Raw genomic sequence first — 25,840 nt, 5'->3', positions numbered from 1 at the left:
ATTAATTATAATTTAATTAATAATATTTATATCAATAAAAACAAAAAAATATGCCTTAATACAGGCACATTTTTATTCATCACAAAGAGGGTCAAATGGTGTTATTGTAGAAATTGGTTTATTGAATGCTTCTAATATTTCTGGTGTCAGATATTTTTTGTCTACAATTGCCATATAGTTATAGTCTGTAAATCATTGATCACTCATTGATCAAAAACCTTTAGAACCTCGGTCAGCACCTCAACTATTTTCAACTTTTCAGTTAATTGGATTACCATTTTTATCTAAATTAACACCGACCATGTTCATAGCGTGAGCAATAACTGATGCTCTAGATTCAAATTTTTCTGCTTTTGAAAATTCTGGTGTTTTTGTTAATGTTAAATCAAAATTGTATAGTTCTGAGTCAAGAATACCATCTCTATTCCCAAAAGTAGAAACATCACAACCGAATCAAACAGGCTCTTTAGCCTTAATTTGTTCAATCATTACTTTTTTCATTACTTCAATATCCACATTTACCATTGTTAAAGGCACTCCACCAACCATGTTATTACATAATGGTGCTTGAATAATTGAGTTATGAGGGAATTTATTTCTAGGATCAGCAACTAAATTTACTTTTGAATCTACATAATCACTTAAGTATTTTTCATAAAATTGAACAGGTGTCATTTCTTCTAAAGAAACATATTTTTTATCTTTATCAAGATATTCAAATTTAAATGTTTTTGGAGGTTTACCTAAAGATTTTACAAGTATGTTATAAACATCTTCTAAAGCATTTTCTTTTAATTCTTTTACTTTGTTAATTTCCTTGCTTTTTGCGAATTCTTGTCTCATTTTTGCTGTATAGGCTTTTAGACGTCAGTTGATTTGTTCAACCATTTCATTTGTTGCTTCTGAACTAAATGATTCATTCATTGCATCTTTTGTTACAATTCCATATTTTCTTACTAAATTAATAAAGAATTCTCAGTATCCACCATCTGAAATTGGAGATGCATTAAAATGTCTAAATAATCTATCTTCATTATCTAATTCTAAACCATTGTTTTCAACTCAGTTTAAGTAGAAATTTGCTTTTTCTAACTTATCAAAAAAATGAACATAATTTTGTGATAACTCTAATGTTTCAATATTAAAATCTTCCATTAGTTTTGTTCTTACTGAATTTAATCCGGCAAAAATTCAACATCTTCCTGAAGCCTTTTGGTTTGTTATATTTCCAACTTTTGTTTCATGTGAAAAAACAAAATTGTGTCTTTTAATAGCTTCATTATTAATTGAACTTTGCTTTAAACCATTTTTAAAAATTGCAGATTCTACAGCCTTATTTACTGGGTTACTTTCGTATTTTTTTTCAAATTTTTCAATTAAATCTAAATTAATATTTGACATATTTTCTCCTTATATATTTACTTTTTATTATTTATTCTTGTACAAAATTCTGTAACCTTTATAATGTCTTCTAATTTTCCAATAAAAGTAATTAAGTCGCCTTCTTTTATTTCAAAATCTCCACTTGGTAAGAAAAATTTTTCATCTCTTTGAATTAAAGATACTAAAACTTCATATTTACTTCTAAATGCAGTATCGCTAATTTTTTTCCCAATAATTTCACTATTTTTAATATAAACAGTTGAGCTCACAAAGCCATCTTGAATTTCAGCAATACTTTCAGAAAAATGAGTTAATGCATTATCTGAAACTAAAATAGCTGTTTTCTTGCCGGTTTCTTCCTCTGGAGAAACTATTCATGTAACTCCAATTTGTCTTAAAACTCTTGAATGACGGGCATTAGAGGCTCTAGCAATAACAGTTTTAACTCCAATTTCGGCTAACGCGGCAACAATTTCAATGTTGTTTGATGTCGCGACAATAACAACATCAAATTCTTTAATATTTAGTGATTCTAATGTTTTTCTATCAGCACAATCTGCTATATAAATATTGTCAACCTCGTCTTTAAATTGTAATAAATGTTTTTCTTCTTGATCAACTAAAACTAAACGAATGTTGTTAGATCTGTCAGATAATAATTTTTGTACAATAGCTTGTCCAAAACGGCCGATACCAATAATACAAATTTCTCTTACTTTTTTAAAAAGCTTCATATTTTCTCCTACAAAAGATTTAAATAATAATAAAATCTTACCACAATATTTTTTTATGACTATATGATAAAAATTATAGTCTTTAAAAAATTTATTTTTTATAAGTAGATAATTTTTTTATTTTTTTTAATTATCTATTTTTTTATTTTTAATATTTTTTTCTTTTTATTTTAAGGCGTTTTTTTGTTTGAGACATTTTTACAATTTTTGTGCAAAATTACTAAAAACAATATTTTTTGTTTTTGCTATATAATATAGCAATGAAAAATAAGAAGCTTAACGCTAAAAAAACTAATATAGTTTTAAGATTTTTACGGAAATTAGGTGCCGTAAGATACATTTTTATTATCTACATCTTATTTACAATTCTTATTTCTTTATTACTTTTTTGAAACGTTTCACATAAATCTGACTTAAAGGAACCTATCAAGTATATAGATGCCTTATTTGTTTCATCATCAGCTTTTAGTGATACTGGTCTAACTCCAGTAATTATTTCTAAAACTTTTAATGAATTTGGTCAGTTCTTAATTGCTCTCAGCATAGTCGTCGGTGGTATTGGGATATTTACATTTAAAATTTATATATTCCAATCAATTTTGGAACTTAAATCAAATATTTTTAGTAATATGGTTTCACAAACTGAAAGAGGAACAATAACAGTTAGTGAAACAAGAAAAATGATTAAAGTTGCAATATCTTTTTTAATTATTACAACTGTTATAGCATCGTTTGTTTTTACAATGATTTTATATTTAAAACCAAATGATAATTTTGTAACTGAAGAACTTGCTGCTACAAATCCAATTTTATTTAACAATAAAGTTGTAATGAAAGCTAATGAAATTCCATATAACAATTTTTTACAGTCATTAAAATATGGAATTTTTCATGCAATTAGTTCAATTAATAATGCAGGCTTTGATTTATTTGGAGATAAAAGTTTACAACCTTTTTACAACGATTACGCATTTCAAATTGCTACAATTATTACTTTTTTAATTGGCGGTATTGGTTTTCCAGTTATTTATGATATTTGAAAAAAAATTCAATCAATTAAGAAAGATCAACCAAATCATAGATTTCATTTATTTACTAAATTTACAATAATTACTTACTTAATTACAACAGTTTTAGCTTTTGGTTTAAGCGTAATTTTAGAATATGCTTCAAAATCTAATACTACTTTTTGATATCAAGAAGAATATGGAACAATTGGAGATAAATTATTTGCTATATATTTCCAAGTTAGTTCTACAAGATCAGCTGGTTTTTCAACAGTAAATTATTATAACTTTACACACTCAACAGTTCTTTTACATAGTATTCTAATGTTTATTGGTTTCTCACCGGTTTCAACCGCGGGAGGTATTCGAAATACTACAATTGCCGTTATTTTCTTAAGTATTCTAACAATGATGACCGGAAGAAGAAGAATTAATGCATTTAAGAGACAAATTGGAAAAGAAACTTTAATTAAGGCAGTTAATGTTTTTGCTTTAGCTATCTTGTTAGTGTTTATTGTTTCGATTGTTAGTTACTCAACATTACCTGACAATACAAAACTTTTAGATAATTCAAATTATCCAATGATATATGCTTCATTTGAAGCTTGTTCTGCTTTCGGTAACACTGGCTTAACCACAGGACTTTCATCTCATTCAAATAATTTACATATTGCTGGAAAATTAAGCTTAATTTCAATAATGATAATAGGACAATTTGGTATTCCTCAAACAATTAAAATTTTTGGTAGAGGAAAACCTGCGCCTGAACATTATCAATACATTTATGAAGATGTATCTATCGGCTAGGAGATTCCATGAAAACAAATAAAATTGTCAAAAAAGTTGCAAAACTTTCAACCGGTGTAGCACTTGGTTTAGTTATACCTGTTGTGTCATCATCATGTAACACAAATATTCCAAGAGATAATGAAGAAGAACAAAAAATTGATAAAAGTAATTTACAAAAACCTGTTAATGGTAAAGTAAATTACCTTGCAATTGGTGATGATTATACTATTGGTAATAATAACAGCGAAAATGCGAAGAATAATAACTTTTTTGATAAAGAAAACAAAGAAGTGTATGGCATATCATATGCTTCATATTTAGCAAACGCTATTTTACTTTTAGATGATGAAAAAACAACATTGAATCAATATGAAAACTATGGTTTATCATATTCGACATCAAAGGATTGATTACATTTATTAAATCCAAAAAAATATTTAAAATCTAATACATTTGATCAAACAATTGGTTTAAATAATTCATTAGGATTTTTTAATAAAGACATTAATTCAGTAAATCTTGTTTCTAAAATTAAAGACTCAAACTTACTAACAATTTCTTTAGGTTTTAATGATATTTTCAAGAAACACGAAATTTTAGCAACAATTTTAAATAATTATGAAAATGAAGAAGAAGCACAAAAATATTTAAATAATTATTTAAGTCTTTTAAGATCAAGAATTTTAGAATTTAAAGAAAATTATTCAAAAATTATTAAGGAAATTAGATTATTAAACAAAGATATAAATATTAACTTAATAGGTTTAACTGCACCAGCACTACAGGCTATTAATTTAAATTGAGAAAATAAAAATAATGTCTTTAAGTTAATCACTACTGAATTAAATAAAAAAATAGAACAAGTAGCAAAAGAAAATGATGTTAATTTCTATAATTTTGCAAATCAAGAAGAAATTTACAATAATGCTGAACAGTTTTCAACTGATTTTTTTAGTATACTTCCAAGTAATAATGCTTATAAAAAATTAGCTCAAGATGTTTTTGCAAAAATGTCTATGAATAAATCAGATTATAATGCTTTATTTAATAACAAAAATATTTCAACACATAATAAAGCTATCGATTTTGATAAAAAAGCAACAACTATTAAATCATTAGTATTTGGAGTAGTTGGAAACAACGTAGACACTTACAAAAAACCTTATCCTTTTGAAAAAAATAATAAGAATAGTGAATTAATTAATTCGGAGAATAAAAACATTTTTACACAAAAAATGTTAACCGAGTTAAAAAACCATTTTAACTCTTTAAACAATGGTGATTTAAAATCATTTATTGAAAATGTGTTTAATATTTTTGACATAAAAGATTCTAAAATTAAAGGTTGATTTTTTGATCTATTTGATAAAACTGTAGAAAATAACAAAAAAGAATTAGTATTCAATTTATTTAATCAACTATTTGAATCTAATTTTCTTCAAAATTTATTAAATAGAGCTAACTTTAAAATATCAGAATTATTAGCTAAAAAATCTTTCCAAAATACTACGTTATCAGAAATAAGACAAATTGTAAATAGTGAGTTAAGAGAAAAAGAAAATATATACCAAATTTTAAAATCAGTTTTAAACAAAAACTATTTAGAATTAGAAGAAAATAAAAACTTTGTTAAGGAAAATTTAACTAGTTTAATTAAGGTTATTTTTTCAGATGAATTAGCAAAGAAAATTTTTCCTGAAAAATTAAGTTTAATTTGAGAAAAGGCTTCAAAAAATGAAGCAGTTTTAGAAAAGTTTAATAATTTAATTGAAACAATAGTAGAAAAATTATTAACAAATAATGTTTCTTATTTTGAAAATACCAAATTAGATGATTTTGTAAACGTTTTATTAAAAGATTCTAAGAATGAAATTATATCTTTATTCAAAGTTGTGATTGAATGAATTACAAATGATGAAGAATTTTTCGAAAAAACAACAAATGATTTAGTAATTGATTTACAAAAGATTTACAATATTCCACAAGAGCGTGCTGAGGATATTAAATTCTTTATTCAGAAAGCAATAATTAATCTAAAAGATTTTCAATATTCATACGAATTTTTAGATCTATTTATTGAAACAATTTTAAAAACACCAAAAGATAATGAAAATCTAAAATCATTCGAAATTATAAAGGCCTTTGTTAATGGTTTAATTTTTAATACTGACGATGCAAATCAAAATAACCGTGTATTTTTTGCTTTAATAAGTAATAATCCTAATTTAACAGATTCTGATTTAGAAAAATACAAAAACGGAATGAAGTATCTAGGTGTTGGACTAATTGAGGTAGAAAACTATCTAAAACCAGAAAAAATTGGTAATTTATTAGATGCTGATTTTAGAAGTTTAATATTAAATTTCTTTTCAAATGTATCTAATAACCCTGACAATATTTTGAATAATGATGGAAAAAATTACATTAAAGAATTATTGTCATTACTAATTGATGATATTACTAAAGAAAAAAGCTTATTAAATCAAATTCTTGATAAATTAGGTGACTATATCGCAATTTATCCACTAACAAATTACATTAAAAAAACTAAATTTGAAGATCAAATTTTAGCTTCAAATCCGCAAGTTAATAATATTGAAGAATTTATTAAGAATGGGTATCAAAATCTTTACAAATCCATAAACAGCAAAATAGTAATTGATAAATTAAAATTATTTGTTAATGATTTAATTGACAATGGTCAAGAATATGATAAAAGTTCACCATTAAATTTTGTTATTTCAAGTTTAAAAAGAATTAAGCAAAACGGTACAGTTGATCTTTTAAAAACATTATTAAGTCAAATTTCAAGTACAAATAACACTGAACTTTTTGTTGATATTTTAGCTACTCATTTAAAATCTCATTTACAAATTGAACTTTCTATTGAAGAAAGAAATTTACTTGCAACATATTTTCAAAACTTATTAGTAAGTATTAAAGATTCAGATCTATTTAACTATTTTATAAATGGTTTTGAAGATATTGCTAAAAGAATTGATTCAAATGTTATAACTGATTTTGAGAAATTAGGTAATTATTTAAAACAAGAACTAACAACACTTTTAACAAATTCAACAAATGCAAAGAATATTCAACAACTTCTGGATTTTATAAGTTTAAAAAATGTAGCTGATGAACAAGGATTTAATAAATTTATTAATGTTTTGGCTATTTTCCTAAGAAATGAAAAAATTGTAAATCTAATTTTAGAAAAGGCAAACCTAAAAGAATTAATTTCTTCGTTACATAACAGAATTAATTTAGAAAGCCTACCTGAAGAAATTAGAGATGATGTTCAACAACTAATTAATAATGCAATTAATTTATTGACTGAAAAATGAGACGAAAAAATTAATCCAAAAATCAAAGAATTAATTTCTAATTTAGTTTCAAATGAAAAAATTAAACAAGTAAATAATTTAAATGAATTGCTTTCTTTACTGTTAAAAGACAATAAAGAATTTATTAAAGAATTTGCTATTGATTTAATCAACAATCTTTTATTAAATAGTGAGGATAATAAGAATACTTTAGTTGAAATAGCAATTTACTTTATCTCACAAAAAATTAATTATGAAAAATTAAGCCAAGAAGATAAAAATGCAATTAAATCAATTATTAAAAAAGGTATTGATTTTGCCAAAGAACATCAATTATCAAAAAACGTTGTTGATGGTTTATTAGACACATTAATTCTGAATGTAGAAAACCAAGGTATTGATTTTAATAAATATAATTGATCAAATTTATTAGATTCAATCAAAGTATCAGAGAGTGTTGATATTTTTGATTTAATTAATAATTTCTTAACTGACAAAATTTCAAAAGATGAACTAAAAACATTAATTAAAATTTTATTAATTAATACTTCAGAAATTATAAAATTAATCGACTTAAATAATTCAGTGAACTCAGAAGAAACAAACTCTGGAGAAACTGAAGAAGGAACTTCAAATCAACAAAACTCAAGCATTGAAAAAGTTTTAAATTTTGTTAAAAACATTATTAATAAATTATCGGCTGAAAACAAGAGAGAATTAATTCCTTATGTACTAGATGCTATTTATGATGTAAAAGAGAATGAAGCACTTAAAAACTTCTTAATTAATAAGCTTGGTTTAGCCTTTAAACAATTAGATCAAAATTTAATTTCTGAAATTGTTGGTAGTCAGGAACCATCTAATGCTTTAGCAAGAATAATAATCGAAAAAAGTTATCAATTATTATTAAATGAAAATAATAAGCAAGGTTTCAAATTAATTTTAGAAAGTTTATTTGCTGATGAACACCAAATAGAATTAGATCCTAAAAACTTATTAGTGAAATTATTTAAAAATGCTGAAGTAAATAATTTTTCTACATTTATTAGTAACAATATTTCTGCTTTACTTTCAAATGAAGAAATTCTTCAATTATTATCAAAAACCTCAATAGCTTTATTGAAAAAACAATTAAATATCACTTTTGATGATAATGAGGAAAGAATATTATTAAACTATATCAAACCACTTTTACAATCAATGCCAAATAATGAATTAATTATTGGTTTTAAAGATGCTATTTTTGGTAAATTAAAACAATTAGAAGAAAATGCAACATTTAATGACTTACAAGCTAAATTTACCGAAACAATTAATGAGTTCTTGACATTTGATAAAGAAAAAGTTAATAAACTATTTAACCTATTAATTATTAAATCTAATAGCGAAATTAATGGCGAAGCTAAACTTGTTGATTCACTTAAAATACTATTAAAGAAACAACCAATTTTGGATTTAGTTTGAAATAACTTTAATTTAAAAACTTTCATTTCAAATACATTAACAAATATTAATTTAGAAAATTCTGGATTAGGTGATTCTTCAAAATCTGCCTTGAACGAAGTAATTCAAAAAATAAAAGAATTTGTTGAACAAAATTATGACACTTTAATCAAAACTAATATTGATTTATTAATTGAAAAACTTTTATCAGATGATGTTTTAGAAAATGTAAATTCATTTGAAACATGATTTGAAAAATTTATAACAGTTAATAAAGAATGATTAATTGAAAAATTAGATGAGATAGTTAATACCTTCTTAAGTAATGAAGGAGGAAATAATTTAAGAGAAAAATTAGCCGATTTCTTAGTTGAAATCTTTGCTGAAAAACTTAATAATTTAACTTTTGAAAATACTCAAAAGAAAGATTTAAAAGCAACATTTTTAAAATTAATTAATTCTATTGGAGGCTTTAACATTACTAAAGGTATTGCTAAGTCCACAATTGAAACATTAATCAAAAATGTACAACAATATCATTTTGAATTTAATGAATATGATTTCAATGGTTTAATTGATGTTATTGAAATATTTAACTCAATTAATATTGAAAAAATATTAGAATTCTTAAATACATTAGAATCAAAAGACTTATCAACAATAATTCTATTAATAATTAATAATTTTGAGCAAATTGAGGCTTTATTCGAGGTTTCAAAACCAGTAGAATCTTCTGAAGAATCTTCTGAAACAACAAATAATAAAAATACAAAAATTATTCAATTTAACGAAAAAGAAGGAATCAAAATTTATATTGGTGATTTATTTAGATTGTTTAAAGCTTCTTTATCTATTTTGAATGAGCAAGATCGTCAATTGATTAAAAGTAAAATTCCTTCATTAGTTGAAAAAATTAGAAAATCAGAAAAAATTAAATCATTTATCAGCGACAAACTTCAAGCTCTAACTAATACTATCTTAAAAGAAGATAGCAATGCTACTGAATTCGCAAATAAGACTAAAGAAAAAATTGTTGAAATTCTTTTTGCAAATGAAGACACAAAAGATTTCTTAACATCAATTATTAATTCATTAATTGATTTAGATCAAAACGCTTTAAATGATATTAATGCAATGAATGATTTAGTTAAGAAACTATTAAGTTTAAATAAAGAAACAATAAAAAACTTTATTAAAAAGTTAGTTCAGAATGCTTCGCAAGATGAAACTTACATTACCAATTTATTTAAGTTTGTTTTAAATATTTTGAATAATAAATTGGCTTTTGATACAACTGGAGATGAAGTTCAAAACATTTCATCACTTGCAACAAGAATAGTTAAAAACTTAAGTAGTAAAAATATTGTTACTGATTTAATCGAAAAACTATTTGACGGAATTATTGATCTGGAAATTTTTGATCAAGAAGGTCAATTTGACACTAATGCTTTAGTTAAAAAAACAATAACAGCATTAAAAGCAATTGATTGAAAATCTTTATTCACTTCTCAAAATGTTGAAGATTTATTTAAAGCAATCTTAGGAGAAAATTTAACTAAAGAGCAATTATTTAATGAATTTAATTCTTTATATCAATACTTAGTAAGAAATATTCCTAAATTAAGTAAAAATAAGAATAATACTTCTGAAAATGAAGAAGTAGCAAATCCTACTTCAATTATTTCTGAAGAACAAAAAGCCTTCTTAAGAAATATTGAATCTACTATTTATAATGTTTTAGTTGGTCTGAATGGTTCATTAGAAGCTGGAGAATCAGCTGGAAAAGATGCTATTGTTGATATAGCTCACACAATCTTTAAAGATCAAATCAAGAAAATAAATTGAAAAGAAATTGATCAAGAAGTTATTCCTAAAAATGAACTTCAAACCATTGTCGACAGATTTATTGAAAAACCTGTTTTAAAAGATTTAATTAGAGATGTAGCAACAGACTTTTTAACAAAACCAAAAGTACAGGCTAAAAACATTGGTGAAATAGTTCACAAAACATTACAAAAGGTTTCAGAAAAACTAAAAGGTAATGTAACAAAAGTTATAGAAGCTATTATTGGTGATCATGAATTAATGAGAATTGTTCTATCTCATATTATGAATTACCTAAAACTAGAAAACACTACTGAAGAAGATGTGGCTTTCTTAAAAGAATTAGTTGTAGTTATTATTCGCGATTTAATTAACACTGAATACTACAGAAGAAAAATTGTAAAAAGAACAGTTGATCATGTTGTTAATTACAGTAAAAATTTCACTATTTTTGAACCACTAAAATGATTAACTGATGCAATTAACAAAATTAAAACAGGATTTAGTTTTGGAGATATAAAAATAGTTGCTTCATTTATCGGACAAAATAAGGCAATTAATGGTGAAAGATTAGTTAAATTAATTAACTTATTATTTGGAAAAAGTAATTTAGAAAATTCTATCCTATATAACAATTTAAGAAATCTAAATATGGACCCAGACCATTCAAAGAGAACAAACATGCAAACATTAATGAATTTTGTAAGTATAGGAAATATTTCTTCGGGTTCATCTAGCGCTCCAAGCGATGATCCAGACAATATTTCTCCAGATTTAGATGCTCTAAAATTAATGGATGAAATTTTCAAAATCTTAGATCAACAATATAAGAAAAATAATAATACAAGCAATAGTAGTTTTAAAGTTCGTTCAAAAACTCCAGAATGACAAGCTGTTTATCGTTTTAAAGTTGCTATGGACTTTATTATCTTTGAAATGTTTGGACGTGAAAGTTTAGTTTCAGACCGAGACGTAAGTAGAAGAAAGATTAACTTATATTCTGGTGTTCGTTCAATTTTATGAGAAATTCAAGAAGGAACTAATATTTCTGCAATTCCATTCTTAAGTTCAAAATTCTCAGGTATGCAATATTACTTTAACAATGAAGTAAACCGTCGTCAATTTACAAACTATGTAAAAAGTGAATCAGGCTGAGGTTTCTGAAAATCATGAAATTACTTTGAAGAAAATGACTATGGTCCCGAATCTATTACTTATATTATTATAAGTTCTGGTTATAATCAAAGTGAAATGAATAAATTAACCAAATTTAAATATAAAATAAGAGAAAATGGTCCTCAATATGAAATTTCTAAAAAAGACTACATTCTTTTAACATTAAAAGAAGGTGGCTATGGTAAATTTATGAAAATAAATGATAAAAAATCATCAGCTAGTTGATCAAAATTAGATCAAGTTAATAAAGAAGATTTTTATTAGTTACAAAAACTGCAAGTTCTACTTGCGGTTTTATTTTTTTTCAAAAGGTAATTTTTATTATAAAAATAAGGTAAAATTTTATTGCACAGCCAACTGCTGCATATTTTAAATTTGTAGAGGAAAATCCGCTCTAGCACTTGCTGCGATGCAAGTAGTGATCATGCTAGGCCTAATAAGCCTAGGCAGTTATTTTATAAATAATTGACGACTAGTGCAACAGAGACGAGCTTATTTAGTTAAGGTGCAACGATGTAAACTCCATGAGTTAGAAACCCAAATTTTGGTAGGGGAACCTGGTTAAGATAAATGAATTAAGACTGGGAAGTTTTATAAACTTAGATAAATAGTTGGCACTGTATTTTTTACAGCACAGAAAGCGGTTTATCGTGCAAAAGGCCTTTTTGGCCTTTTTTTATTTTCGCTATTTTTTCTCACTTTTTCCAAATTTTCTAAACCATTAAATAATATATAAGATGATCGGAGAAAAAATGAATGAAATTTTACTATACTTAGCAGCAAAATATAAAGGTGAATGAAATAGAATATATAAGGCAATAAAAGAAAAAGAAAATATATCAGAAGAGGAATTTAATAATTTAATTAAAAGTTTCAAGCAAGATAATTTTAAATTTGTTTCAATAATCGATAAAGAATATCCAAAACAATTACTGAATATAAGTAAACCTCCTTTTGTATTGTTTTATGAGGGAAATTGAGAAATATTAAACAAAACAAAAAAATGTGTTTACTTAACTGGAGAATACGAAACAGAAGAAATAATTAAATATATTGATAGATTAGAAAATAGTGAAGAGTATGTATTTTTTAGTATGTTTTGAAATGGCTTAGAAAAAACAATTTTAAGAAAATTAATTGAAAGAAAATTCAAAGTTGTAATTTTACTGCCCAGCGGTATAGAATACGCAAAAAACAACTTAAATCTAGATGTTTTTCAAAATGAAAATTGTTTATTCTTATCAGAGTATCCTAATAATTATCATTCAACTAAGGAAGCATTCTATGCTAGACAACGAATTTGTGCATGTTTTTGTAAAAAAATGATTCTTTTATCATCATTAGATCAAAAATATAACAGCGTTATTAATGAATTTCTAGATCAAGGAAAGGATATTGAGTGTCTAATTTTTAGAGATCACTTAAATGATGATAAGAATATTGAATTAATTAATCAAGGTGCAACTTTAATTAGTGACAAAAATGAAATTTGTTAAGTCATTTTTTAGAAACAATCTAAAAAAGTAATTTTGTAATAAAATTTTTAATGTAATTAAAAAATTTTTAAGGAGAAATTATGACACCTCACATAAATGCAAAAGATAATGCTTTTGCTAAATTAGTTTTAATGCCAGGAGACCCTTTAAGAGCAAAGTATATTGCCGATAACTATTTAGAAAATGTTGAATTAGTTTCAAATGTTAGAAATGTTTTTATGTACACAGGGTTCTATCAAGGTAATAAGGTTTCAGTATGTGCTTCAGGAATGGGAGTACCTTCTATTGGAATTTATGCCTATGAATTATTCAATCAATATGGTGTTGAAGCAATTGTAAGAATTGGATCAGCAGGATCTTTTAAGGCTGATCTAAAAAACTATGAATTAGTTTTAGCTTCTACAGCATATAGTGAAAGTACAGCTTTTAGAAATTCAATTATTAAAGGGGATAAAAATAATATAGCAACCCCTAGCACAGAATTAAATCAATTGATCTTATCTCACGCTAAAGATTTAAATATGAACGTTCATTTTGACAGAATATTAAGTGAAGATGCCTTTTATGCTGATGAATCAGTTGAAGAAAGAGTTGAAAAATCTGGCGGTGCTGTTTGCGTTGAAATGGAAGCATATGGATTGTTTACAGTTGCAGAAAAACTAAATAAAAAAGCAGCGACATTGCTAACAATTTCAGATAACTTAATAACACATGAATATACAACCAGTGAAGAAAGACAAAACTCATTTAATGCTATGATGAAATTAGCTCTTTCTCTTGCAAAGGATTTTCAATAATGAGAATTATTGATATTATAAATAAAAAAGCTAATAAGCAAGAATTGACTAAAGAAGAAATAGACTTTTTTATTAAAAATTACGTTGATGGAAACATTCCTGATTATCAGGCTTCTGCTTTACTAATGGCAATTAGATTAAATTCATTGAATGAAACTGAAACTTCTCACTTAACAAATGCGATGATTTATTCTGGAGATAGAATTGATTGATCTTATTTAAATACTATAATCATTGATAAACACTCAACTGGTGGTGTTGGAGATAAGGTAAGTATCGTATTGTGCCCAATTCTCGCTTCATTAGGACTAACAGTGGCAAAAATGTCAGGGAGAGGTTTAGGACATACAGGTGGAACATTAGATAAATTAGAATCAATCTCAGGTTATAACATTTCATTATCTGACAAACAATTTAAAGAAGTTGTTGAAAAACATCATATTGCTATTGTCGGACAAAATGAAAAATTAGTACCAGCAGATAAAAAAATTTATGCTTTAAGAGATGTTACTGGTACAGTTGAATCTATTCCTTTGATTGCATCTTCAATTATGTCTAAAAAATTAGCTACAGGATCTAATTGTATTCTTTTAGATGTTAAATGTGGGAACGGTGCTTTTATGAAAAATCTAGAACAAGCTAAAAAACTTGGTTTGTTAATGATTGAAATTGGTAAAAGGTTAAATAGAAAAATAGCAGTTGAAATAACAAACATGGAAAAACCTTTAGGTCGTGCTATAGGTAATAAGATTGAAATTTTAGAAGCTATTGAAACTTTAAAAGGGAATGGTCCGAAGGATTTTGAGGAAATTATTTATTCTTCAGGAATTAACTTATTACTTTTAGCAAATAAAGCTAAAGATGAACAAGAAGCACGTTTAATGATTGATCAAGTAATTTCAAACAAAAAAGCTTTAGAAAAATTTAATGAATGAATAAAGGCTCAAAACGGTAATGTTGATGAAGTTTATGAAAAAGACTGATTTAATCCAAAATATAAATATGAAATTATTTCAGATAAAGAAGGATATTTAAAGATTAATTCTGCCATTGAATTTGGGTTAGTAGCAATGAAATTAGGTGCTGGTAGAAGTAAAAAGGAAGATAATATCGATTTTGAAGCAGGTATTTATTTAAATAAAACTTCTAATGATTATGTAAATAAAAATGATGTTTTATTTACATTGTATTCATCTAATCCAATTGATTCAAATTTAGCAAATGATTTATTGGATAAAATCGAATTTAGTAATAAGCCTTTTGAAATTAAGGAAGTTTTAACTAAATTAAATTAATTTAATATAATTACTAAAAAATAAATATTAATAATAAGGAGAACATTTATGCTAAATAAATTAATAGATCATACTTTTTTAAATCCAGCAGGGACTACAAAAGATATTGATAAATTAATTGAAGAAGCTAAAAAATACGATTTTAAATCTGTTTGTATAGCTCCTTCATATATTAAATATGCAAAGGAACAACTTAAAAATTCAGATGTTCTAATTTGTACAGTTATTGGCTTTCCACTTGGTTATAATGTAACAAGTGTTAAAGTATTTGAAACAAAAATTGCTTTAGAACATGGCGCTGATGAAATTGATATGGTAATGAACGTTAGCCGTTTTAAAGACAAACAATATGAATATGTTTTAAATGAAATTAAAGCAATCAAAGAAGTTTGTGGAAGCAAAGTTTTAAAAGTTATCATTGAAACAGCTTTATTAACAAATGAAGAAATTGCAAAAGCTACTGAAATAGTTTTACAATCAGGAGCAGATTTTATAAAAACTTCTACAGGTTTTTCATACCGTGGCGCTAGTTTTGAAGACATTAAAATAATGAAAGAAATAGCAAAGGATAATTTATTAATTAAAGCTTCTGGTGGAATTAAGTCAAAAGAAGATGCTTTAAAAATGGTTGAATTAGGTGCTAATAGATTAGGAACTTCAAAATCAGTAACAATAGTTGAAGGAAAAGTTGACAATAGTTCTAATTATTAATAAATAAAAAAGGAAAAAATATGGTTAAAATTTTTCAACATCCGCTTATTAATGCAAAATTAACAAAAATGCGTGATGAAAACACTACACATAATGAATTTAGACAGAATTTAAATGAAATTGCTTCTTTAATGGTTTATGAAATGTTAAGAGATTATAAAACTAAACCATTAGTTGTAAAAACACCAACTGGTTCATTTTTTGAAGGTGAACAATTAGATAAAGAAATAGTAATTATTCCAATTTTAAGAGCCGGTTTAGGAATGGTAAATGGTATTTTAGACTTAGTACCGCAAGCTAGAGTAGGACATATTGGAATGTATCGTGTTGAAGAAACAACACAAGTTGTAGAATACTTTTTTAAAATACCTAATGTTGCTAAAGATAGTTACATAATTATTGTTGACCCAATGTTAGCAACAGGAACTTCTGCTTGTGATGCAATTTCAAGATTAGAAAATTTAGGCTTTACTGACATAAAATTAATTTGTCTAGTTGGTGTTGATCAAGGTATTGAAAAAGTTAAAACTCAACACCCTAACGTAGATATTTATTTAGCATCAAAAGATAAAGAATTAAATGAAAATAACTACATTATTCCTGGTTTAGGCGATGCAGGTGACCGTATTTTTGGAACTAAAAAATAACTTTTAAAGAGACATTATGTCTCTTTTTTTATAAAAGTATTCTTAAAATAAAATGAAATATAGTAAAATAAATAAATATCGTTTATAAAAATTTTATAAAAAGAAAGGATAATTATGGCTTTTAATAAAGACTCTGAAAAAAGAAGATTTTTATTTGCTATTGACTTAGATGGTACTCTTTTAGCTGATTCTGGCGCAGGAACAATTCATCCAAAAACAGAAGAAGCAATTAAAAAGGCTGTCGCAGATGGTCATATTGTTTCAATTATTACTGGTAGACCTTGAAGAAGTACAATGCCAGTTTATCAAAAATTAGGTTTAAATGCTATTGTAGGAAATTATAATGGTGCACATATCCATAATCCCGCTGACCCATTTTTTATTCCAACAATTACTTACTTAGACCTTAATGAAGTTTTATATATATTAGGTGACCAAAAAGTTAAAAAAGAAATTTCTAACTATGCAATTGAAGGACCTGACTGAGTTCAATTAATGCACAGAGATCCTAATTTAGAAAAGGTTTTTGGATTTAACCAAGCAACAAAATTTAGAGAATCAATTAACTTAGAAAAATTACCATTAAAACCAACAGGTATTGTTTTCGATTGTCAACCAACAACTGATGTTTTAGATTTATTAACATATCTAAAAAGAAGATATGGGGATTTAGGAGAATTTTCATCTTGATCAAAAGGTGAAGGATTAAGCCCAGTATTTGATATAACATCAATTGGTGTTGATAAGGGAAAAGTTATTTCATTAATGATGAGATATTACAACATTGATATCGATGATACCATTGTTATGGGTGATTCATATAACGACTTAAGCATGTATGAAATCGGAAATGTTGGGGTTTGTCCAGCAAATGCTGAAAAAGCAATTAAAAAAGCTTCAACCGTCGTAATGAAACAAACAAATAAAGAAGGAGCAGTTGGTTACTTTATCGAAGAATTTTTACAAAATCCAGATAAATATATTCAAATGGCAAAAGAAAAGAAAAACGAAGCAAAGAAAAATTTAAAAACTGTAAAAGCTGATAGCTTTTTCAATAAAAAAGAAGAAAAATAATATGTTTTTTGAAGAATTAGAATACATTGGTGTAGATGAAACAGGAGTAGGAGACTATTTTAGTCCAATAATCTCTGTTGCTTGTTTTATTCCAAAAGAAAATTTAGAATTAGTAAAAAATTTAGGAATTAAAGATAGTAAGAAAATAACTGATTCTAAAATTATTCAAATCGCAGAACATATTATAAAAAATGAGTTAGTTAATTTTAAAGATACAACATTGAGCCAAAAAGGCTATAACAATTTAATTAAAATAGGTGTAAATAATAATGGTGTTAAAACACTAATACACTTTAATTCAATTAAAAGACTTTTAAAAGAAGTCGGTGCAAATAAGACTATAATAATAGATCAATATGCTTCAATAGAAAACATGAAAAAACATATAAAAATATTAAAAGAAAGAAGCGTAGTAAAAGACCTAAATATTGACAATTTCAACTTAATTTTAGAAACAAAGGCTGAAGAAAAGTTTTTATCAGTTGCTTGTGCATCAGTTTTAGCAAGATATTTACTTTTAAATAAAATGAAACTTCAAAAAGATAATTACCAAGGTTTTGAGTTTAAATTAGGAGCTAGTAACTCAACAATTGATTTGGGTGCAGAGTTTGTTAAAAAATTTGGTGTCAATGAATTAGAAAATGTTGCAAAAGTGTCATTTAAAACAACTAATAAAATTTTAGAAAAACTAAATTTATAATAATTTATTAACGGGGGGCTTTTTTGCCTTCTTTTTCTTTTTTTTATTATTATAAAAAATACAATATTTTGGGGTACAATTATAAAGTTAAAATATTTTAATTATATTAACAAAGGGTGAGACTCCTTGGCCAAAACAAAGGCCCAAAAGTCCAGAAGGAGAACTATAATGTCAAAATACGAAATTATGATTCTAGTAAACCCTACATCTACAGAAGAAAGTGTTAAGGAATTAGTATTCTCAGTACTAGATGAAAAAAGCACTAAATTCGAAAGATTAGAAAGAACAGAATTAGCATACCCAATTAACAAATTAACTCGTGCATCATATTTCTTAATTTTAACCAAAGCTAAACCTGAAGTGGTTAAAGAATTAACAAGAAAATTTAATATTGATAAAAGTATTATTAGATCATTAATTATTAACTTAAATTCAGAAAAAGGTTTAAAACCAAGAAAACAAAAAAGATTTACAAAAAGAAGTTTTGAAAATAAAAGATCATTTGACAAAAACGAAAACAAAGAAACAACAGATGAAAACAAAACTGAACAAAAAAGAACATATGTTAAAAAACAACAAGTAGAAAAATAGTTAATTTTATTAGGAGGTACTTAATTATGAATAAAGTTATTTTAGTTGGAAGATTAGCTGCAAAACCATTTAAAGGTGTGACATCTTCTAATATTGAATATTCGAGATTTACAATTGCTGTAGCAAGAAACTACGCTGCTCCAAATTCAGAACCTATTTCAGATTTTATTCCTTGTGTAGCTTGAAGAAGCAATGCAACATTTATTAATAAATTTATGGATAAAGGTTCATTAATGTTAGTTGAAGGGACTTTCCAATCTTCTAAAACAACTGACCAAAATGGACAAACTGTAAATAATTATGTAATAAGTGCAGATCGAATACAATCTTTAGAAACAAAAGAAGTTTCTGAATCAAGAAGAAAAAATAACATTAAAGAATTTAGTATTTCTAATGAAGAAAATAAAACTATCGCTTCATCAAGTGAATCACAAAGCGAAAACGAAGAAACTGAAGCTGCTTATGATGGTTTATCTTGAGATTTTTAATAGGAGATAAATATGGCAAGAATTGTTCGTAAGAAATTATTTGTTCGTAAACGTCCATGTCAATTTTGTTCAAGTAAATCACCTGTTGCTTATGTTGACTACAAAAATGAAGAATTATTATCAAAATTAGTAAATCTACAAGGAAGAATTATTTCTTCAAGAATCACTGGTACATGTGCAAAACACCAAAGAGCAGTAGCTTTAGCAATCAAAAGAGCTAGATTAGTTGCTATATTACCTTACATTGGCCCAGTTAAAAAAGAATTTGTTAAAAAAGATGCTGTTAAAGAATCAAAACAAGTAGTAGAAAACACTGCTACAACACAAGAAACAAAATAAATTTATTTTAAACAAAAAGTGCACAGTAAGTGCGCTTTTTGTTTAAAAATTTAATATAATTAAAAATATAAAAATAAATAAAGGATGTTATGAAAAGATTCAGAAAATTAGGAATAGCACAGTTTTTATTATCTTTATTATCAATTCTTGGAGTTGCTTTTTTTATAACTGTTTTAGTTTTAGCAGTAGCATACCAAAAAGAAATGCAAGATAAATATAATGTTAAAAGATACGAAGAACTTATAACACTTATGACAAAAGGCGAAACTGAAAAAATGGCCTTATTTACAGTTTTATTTTGAAGTTCATTGGGTTCAATGTTATTATTCTTCATTGCTGGAATAAGTGTTAATATTGCAGCCGCTGTCGCTTCATTTAAACAAAGTAAAATTTGTTTTTGATTATCTTTAGCTGGAATTTTATTAACGAGATTTTTCGGTTTAATTAGTGGTTCAATATTATTTGGTTTATCTTTCAGAAAAGAATAATAAACAAATTAGACAAAATAGTACAAACTATAAGAATTATTTCTTATAGTTTTTAATTTCAATTATAATTAAATACATGAAAATTAACTTAGCAAATCAATTAAGACCAACCACATTAGATAATTTTATTTGTTCTGATTCTAAACGAAAATTATTTGAATCGATTATAAAAAATAAAGATTATTCATCATTCATTTTTTATGGTAAACCAGGTTGTGGAAAAACTACTATTGCTAATATTTTGGCAAATGAGATTAATGCTAATTATGACTTTTTTAATGCTGCTATTGACAAAAAAGAAGATTTGCTAATTAAGATAAAGAATAATGATATTTTAATAATCGATGAAATCCATAGACTAAATAAAGATAAACAAGATATTTTACTTCCTTATTTAGAAGACGGTTTTATTACAATTTATGCAACAACAACTGAAAATCCATACTTTAAATTGAATCCTGCCTTACGTTCAAGAGCACATATAATTGAAATGGATTTTCCAAGTTTAAATGACATTAAAATAAGACTATCTAAAATTGCAAAAAAAGAGGAAATGCTTTGATTAGAAAATACTGAAATTCAAACCTTTATAGCAAAACAGGCTAATGGAGATTTTCGTTCAGCTATCAATATTATTGAGTTAATTAGCAAATTGCAAAATAGCAAAGATATTACTTTAGACACGATAAAAGAAATTATTCCTTCTATTAATTTTGTTAGTGATAAAGATGGGGATAATCATTATGATTTACTAAGTACCTTTCATAAATCATTGCGTGGTTCAGACCCAGATGCTGCTCTTTATTGAGGGTTATTGATTTTAAAATCCGGTAATACAGATGATTTGTTTCGTCGAATGTTGTGTGCCTCATATGAAGATGTCGGCTTAGCAAATCCAATGATAGGTGTTCAAACTCTTTCAGCGATTGAGGCTTTTGAAAGGTTAGGATTACCTGAAGGTTATTTATCTATTGGTTTTGCAATTTTAAATATAGCTTTAAGCCCAAAATCAAATTCAAGCTATTTAGCTATAGAAGCAACCAAAAGAATTCTGGATTCAAACTTTATTTTTCAGCCACCAAACCATTTGAAAGATGCTCATTATAGTTCGGCAATTAAATTAAATCGTGGAATTAATTACAAATATCCTCATGATTTTCCAAATAATTGAATAGAACAACAATATTTACCAAACGAAATAAAAAACCAAGAAATATATACATACCAGAATCAAGGATGAGAAAAAAAGATTAAAGAATATTGAAACAAAATTAAAAACACTAAGGAGAAGTAGAATGTTTGATTTAGAAAAAATAAACAATTTTGAAGATTTAAAATTAGCTAAGAATCAATTTAACAATTCTTCAGAATTAAAAACATTAATGGAACAATTAAAAGTTGCAGATAAAAGTTTAAAACCTGAAATTGGAAAAAAAATTCAAGAACTTAAAAAAGAAGCAGAAGATTTTTTTGAAAAAGCAAAGGAAAAAATTAACCAAATTGAAATTCAAAAACAACTTGAGAATGATTTTGTTGATTATGCTACACCTGTTGAATTTGAAGGTTCAATTCATCCAGTAAATTTGATTTCAGAAAGATTTAGAGAATGACTATTATTTAACGGATATATTGAACTTAATTATTCAGAAATTGAGAATGATAAATATAACTTTGAAAATTTAAATATTCCTGCTTCTCATCCAGCAAGAGAAATGCAAGATTCTTTATACTTAAATAAAAACGAATTATTAAGAACTCATAATACTGGAATTAGCGCACGCGCTTTAGAAAGATTTGTTAACAGTGAATTTTCACAATTTACTATCGGAAAAGTTTATCGTAATGATGAAGAAGACAGAACACATACACACCAATTTACTCAATTAGACTTAGTAAGTATTGGAAATGTTTCTTTTGCCTCATTAATGTACACTTTAAAGGAAATGCTTTCTTATGTTTTAGAGGAAGAAATTAAAATTAGATTGCGTCCTTCTTATTTTCCTTTTACTGAACCAAGTGTTGAGGTTGACATCTTTTTTAAAAACAGATGAATTGAAGTATTAGGAGCAGGAATGCTTAATGAAAAGGTTTTAAAGGCTGCTGGATATTCAAATGAAATGAATGGTTTTGCTGCAGGAATTGGTATAGAAAGAATTGCAATGATTAAATACGGAATTGAAGATATTCGTGAACTTTATACAAATGATAAAAGATTTTTAAAACAATTTAAATAAGGAGCAAATATGTTATTTTCATATAAAACACTTTGTAAATTAGCAAATTTAAAAACAGTAACAATAGAAGACGTTGTTGAAGCAATTAATTCTATTGGTTTTGAAGTAGAAGAATATCATAAATTTTCTGACGTTGAAGGAATTAAAATTTGTCATGTTTTAAAAACCTACAAGAACCCTCAAGCAGATAGATTAACTGTTTGTGAAGTAGAATATGGTGATGGTCATAAAGCAATTATTCAAACAACGGCAACTAACATGAAAGAAGGACAATATGTTATGTCTTTTGTTCCTGGTTCACGTAGTAAAGATATCGTTTTTGCACCAAGAAAAATGCAAGGAATTGTATCTGAAGGAATGTTTGTAAGTTTAACAGAATTAGGCTTTGATCCCGAAATTGTTCCAAAAGAATTAAATGAAGGAATTTTTCAACTATATAAAATTGATTTGAATATTGATCCAATAACATATTTTGATTTAGATGATTACATTATTGATATTTCAATTTTATCAAACAGAGCAGATGCGCAATGCTACTTAGTAATGGCTAAAGAATTAGCTGCTTATTTTGATACAGATGTTAAATGACCAAAAAAAGCTAATCCAAACTTAATTTCAGATTTTGTTGTGAAGAATTTGAATAACACTGAAGCTTTTTCGTTAATTGAAGCTTCAAATACTAATTTAGGCTGTTCAATTCATGAACAAATGTTACTATGAAAACATGGTATTAAAACTTTTTCAAACGCAGTAGATTTAACCAATTTAGTTTTATTATTTGCTGGAGTCCCTTGTCATGTTTATAACAAAGAAGATTTAAAATCAAATGAATTTAGTGTTAATAATTTCAGTGGTAAACTAAATATTTTAGGTAATAAAGAAATAGAATTTGATAATGCACTTTGTGTTTACAATGGTTCTAATCCAGTTTCGCTTGCAGCTACAATTGGTTTAGAAGAATATCAATTTAAGAAAGAGGCTAAAAAAGCTGTTTTTGAATTAGCATCATTTAATATTTTAAATATAAGAAAAAATGCTAAACAAATTAAAATGAACACAAATTCATCTCAAAGAGCGGGCAGGGAAATTTCAGATGGGTCATTAGTGCTTGCTTATAATTTTTTATCTCAATATCTTACTGATTATTCAGCACAAATAAACGCGCCTAAATTACATAAGAAAACAATTTTGATTGACAAATCTTACCTAAATAAGTTTGCCGGTTTTAGTATTAATAAGACTAAGAAATATAATGAAGTTATAAACAAATTAGCTAGATTAGATTTTAAATTCAAATCAGATTATTCAGCAGTTACTTTTCCAAACTATCGCTATGACTTAAATTCAATGCAGGATTTTGTTGAAGAAGTATTTAGATTTTATGGTTACAACAACTTTCCATTAAAACAACCAAAATTAACGAGATTGAATTTTGAAATCAACAAAATTTATGATTATTACAAAACTCTAGCAAATAAAAATTACTCTAATGTTAGAACATATACATTAATTAAACCAGAAGATAATATTTTTAACCCTTTCAATATTGAAGAAATTTTGAATGCTTCAGACTCAAAAAACTATGACCATTCACAAATTAGATTATCTTTAATTCATAGCCTAAATGAAGTTTTAGTTTACAATAAAAAGCAAGGTTTTGAATATGGTTCTTATTTTGACATCGGAATGATTGGAAGAGAAATGGATGTTTTAGGAATATGTTCAAACTTAAAAACTTTTGAAGAAATAAAATTAGACATTCAATCTTTAACAAATAAAACTCTTGACTTTAAAGAAAGCAAAAAAATAATTTTTAATCCTAAAGCTTCTTGTGAAATTTATTTAGATAATGAGTTTATTGGTTACATAGCTAAAATTCATCCTCAGTTTATTAATTCAGATGCCTTTTTTGCTGAAATTAAATTATCTAAACTAAGTAATAACAGAAAGACTTTTTCTAATTATCGGCACGAACCTTTAAAAAATCGTGATATTACATTTGAATTAGAAAAACATGAAAGTGTGAATGAAATTATTAAAAAAATTAAGACCATTAAAGGTATACATTCATACAAAATTATTGACATTTATCAAAAAGACAACAATCTAAAGACAGTTACTTTTTCATTTTTAATTGAAGATTGAGCAATAAAAAAATTAGAGCAAATTTTTGCAACAACTAAATAATTGTTGTTGCTTTTCTTTTAATTAATTTCGCTATTTTTTCCCAAAAATTAATAAAAAATAAATATATAATAAACAATATTAGTGGAGGCAAAATGAAAGAAACAGAAATAAAGAAAAATATTGATATTGAACAGATATTAAAAGAAATCGAAAAAGAGTTTGGGAAAGAATCAATAATGCTTTTAGGCGAAGAACCAAGTATTATTCCGGAAACTTTTAGCTCAGGATCTTTAAATATTGATAATATTTTGGGAATTGGTGGATGGCCTAAGGGAAGGGTTATTGAAATTTTTGGACCTGAAAGTAGTGGAAAAACAACACTTGCACTTCACGCAATTGCTGAGATTCAAAAAACTGGTGGAATTGCCGCATTTATTGATGCTGAACATTCTATAGACCCAATTTATGCAAAGAATCTAGGCGTAGATATAAAAAATTTAATTTTGGCTCAACCTAGTTCTGGTGAAGAAGCCTTGGAGATAGTTGATCGGCTTGCAAAGACTGGATCAATAGATTTAATAGTAGTTGATTCTGTTGCAGCATTAGTTCCGGAAGTAGAACTAAATGGAGAAATGAAAGATCAAACAATTGGGGCGCAAGCAAGATTAATGTCTAAGGCTTTAAGAAAAATTACTGGTACATTATCAAAAAATAAAACAACAGTTATATTTTTAAATCAAATACGAGAAAAAATTGGAGTTATGTTTGGAAATCCTGAAACTACAGCAGGAGGAAAGGCTTTAAAATTTTATGCTTCAATAAGATTGGAAGTTAGAAAGAGCCAAAACATAACAAATAATGGTGATATTACAGGCAATCAAATTAAATGTAAAGTTGTTAAAAATAAATTAGCTCCACCTTATAAAAGCACTCAAATAGAAATAGTTTTCTCAAGAGGCATTTCAAGAGTAAATGAAATTATTCAATTAGCAGAGGAATTTCAAATTATTTCAAGAAAAGGCTCTTGATATAACTACAATGGCCAGAACATTGCTCAAGGTTTATTAAATTTATCGTTACTTTTACAAACTAATTTAGATTTATATAATGAAATATATAGCCAAGTAATTGAAAAAAATAATAATAATGAATAAATAAGTAATCTTATTTTTCA

General features: G+C 25.8%; 19 protein-coding genes and 1 other RNA gene. 18 read left to right on the top strand and 2 right to left on the bottom strand.

What is annotated here, in order from left to right; all coding sequences use genetic code 4:
- Positions 1-72: 72 nt before the first annotated feature.
- Complete coding sequence (locus ACQW0Y_RS00805) at positions 73-1,401, bottom strand: C1 family peptidase (protein ID WP_427867307.1); 1,329 nt, start codon at positions 1,399-1,401, stop codon at positions 73-75.
- A gap of 17 nt (positions 1,402-1,418) precedes the next feature.
- Complete coding sequence (locus ACQW0Y_RS00800; RefSeq protein WP_427867306.1) at positions 1,419-2,117, bottom strand: potassium channel family protein; 699 nt, start codon at positions 2,115-2,117, stop codon at positions 1,419-1,421.
- Between the two features lie 260 nt (positions 2,118-2,377).
- Here ACQW0Y_RS00800 and ACQW0Y_RS00795 point away from each other — a divergent pair, with 260 nt between their 5' ends.
- From ACQW0Y_RS00795 to recA, 18 genes are all read left to right on the top strand, one after another.
- Entirely contained in the window at positions 2,378-3,931 is a 1,554-nt protein-coding gene (locus ACQW0Y_RS00795; RefSeq protein ID WP_427867305.1) for a TrkH family potassium uptake protein, read from the top strand.
- Between the two features lie 8 nt (positions 3,932-3,939).
- Positions 3,940-11,943 (top strand): hypothetical protein, encoded by an 8,004-nt coding sequence (locus ACQW0Y_RS00790; RefSeq protein ID WP_427867304.1) that lies wholly within the window; start codon positions 3,940-3,942, stop codon positions 11,941-11,943.
- A gap of 81 nt (positions 11,944-12,024) precedes the next feature.
- Positions 12,025-12,332, top strand: an RNA gene (gene rnpB / locus ACQW0Y_RS00785) — RNase P RNA component class B.
- A gap of 84 nt (positions 12,333-12,416) precedes the next feature.
- On the top strand, positions 12,417-13,175 hold the full coding sequence (locus ACQW0Y_RS00780; RefSeq protein ID WP_427867303.1) for a DNA-processing protein DprA: 759 nt from the start codon (positions 12,417-12,419) through the stop codon (positions 13,173-13,175).
- An 80-nt stretch (positions 13,176-13,255) separates the two neighbouring features.
- The gene (deoD, locus tag ACQW0Y_RS00775; RefSeq protein ID WP_427867302.1) at positions 13,256-13,972 is read left to right on the top strand and encodes a purine-nucleoside phosphorylase; all 717 of its coding nucleotides are present in this window, start codon (positions 13,256-13,258) and stop codon (positions 13,970-13,972) included.
- Positions 13,972-15,267, top strand: coding sequence for a thymidine phosphorylase (locus ACQW0Y_RS00770; protein WP_427867301.1), 1,296 nt, complete (start codon positions 13,972-13,974; stop codon positions 15,265-15,267). Before deoD ends, ACQW0Y_RS00770 begins: the two co-directional genes overlap by 1 nt.
- 48 nt (positions 15,268-15,315) lie before the next feature.
- Complete coding sequence (deoC, locus tag ACQW0Y_RS00765) at positions 15,316-15,978, top strand: deoxyribose-phosphate aldolase (protein ID WP_427867300.1); 663 nt, start codon at positions 15,316-15,318, stop codon at positions 15,976-15,978.
- Between the two features lie 20 nt (positions 15,979-15,998).
- The gene (upp, locus tag ACQW0Y_RS00760; RefSeq protein ID WP_427867299.1) at positions 15,999-16,625 is read left to right on the top strand and encodes a uracil phosphoribosyltransferase; all 627 of its coding nucleotides are present in this window, start codon (positions 15,999-16,001) and stop codon (positions 16,623-16,625) included.
- Between the two features lie 114 nt (positions 16,626-16,739).
- Complete coding sequence (locus ACQW0Y_RS00755) at positions 16,740-17,699, top strand: Cof-type HAD-IIB family hydrolase (RefSeq protein ID WP_427867298.1); 960 nt, start codon at positions 16,740-16,742, stop codon at positions 17,697-17,699.
- 1 nt (position 17,700) lies between these two features.
- Positions 17,701-18,399: a ribonuclease HIII gene (locus ACQW0Y_RS00750; RefSeq protein WP_427867297.1), complete on the top strand. Its 699-nt coding sequence runs from the start codon at positions 17,701-17,703 to the stop codon at positions 18,397-18,399.
- A gap of 168 nt (positions 18,400-18,567) precedes the next feature.
- Positions 18,568-18,990: a 30S ribosomal protein S6 gene (rpsF, locus tag ACQW0Y_RS00745; protein ID WP_427867296.1), complete on the top strand. Its 423-nt coding sequence runs from the start codon at positions 18,568-18,570 to the stop codon at positions 18,988-18,990.
- 26 nt (positions 18,991-19,016) lie between these two features.
- The gene (locus tag ACQW0Y_RS00740) at positions 19,017-19,478 is read left to right on the top strand and encodes a single-stranded DNA-binding protein (RefSeq protein ID WP_427867295.1); all 462 of its coding nucleotides are present in this window, start codon (positions 19,017-19,019) and stop codon (positions 19,476-19,478) included.
- Positions 19,479-19,490: 12 nt separating this feature from the next.
- Positions 19,491-19,817 carry a 30S ribosomal protein S18 gene (gene rpsR, locus ACQW0Y_RS00735; RefSeq protein ID WP_427867294.1) on the top strand — a complete coding sequence of 109 codons (327 nt, stop codon included), beginning with the start codon at positions 19,491-19,493 and terminating at the stop codon, positions 19,815-19,817.
- An 89-nt stretch (positions 19,818-19,906) separates the two neighbouring features.
- Complete coding sequence (locus ACQW0Y_RS00730) at positions 19,907-20,305, top strand: hypothetical protein (protein ID WP_427867293.1); 399 nt, start codon at positions 19,907-19,909, stop codon at positions 20,303-20,305.
- Positions 20,306-20,381: 76 nt separating this feature from the next.
- On the top strand, positions 20,382-21,599 hold the full coding sequence (locus ACQW0Y_RS00725) for a replication-associated recombination protein A (RefSeq protein ID WP_427867292.1): 1,218 nt from the start codon (positions 20,382-20,384) through the stop codon (positions 21,597-21,599).
- 1 nt (position 21,600) lies between these two features.
- Positions 21,601-22,539, top strand: coding sequence for a phenylalanine--tRNA ligase subunit alpha (pheS, locus tag ACQW0Y_RS00720; RefSeq protein WP_427867291.1), 939 nt, complete (start codon positions 21,601-21,603; stop codon positions 22,537-22,539).
- 9 nt (positions 22,540-22,548) lie between these two features.
- A complete protein-coding gene (locus tag ACQW0Y_RS00715; protein WP_427867290.1) occupies positions 22,549-24,726 on the top strand; it encodes a phenylalanine--tRNA ligase subunit beta in 2,178 nt (725 codons plus the stop codon).
- Between the two features lie 92 nt (positions 24,727-24,818).
- Positions 24,819-25,820 carry a recombinase RecA gene (recA, locus tag ACQW0Y_RS00710; protein ID WP_427867289.1) on the top strand — a complete coding sequence of 334 codons (1,002 nt, stop codon included), beginning with the start codon at positions 24,819-24,821 and terminating at the stop codon, positions 25,818-25,820.
- Positions 25,821-25,840 lie beyond the last annotated feature (20 nt).

It is taken from the genome of Mycoplasmopsis arginini (assembly GCF_965278885.1).
Lineage (GTDB): Bacteria > Bacillota_I > Bacilli_A > Mycoplasmatales > Metamycoplasmataceae > Metamycoplasma > Metamycoplasma arginini_B.
This window is presented reverse-complemented; position numbering and strand designations above follow the sequence as displayed.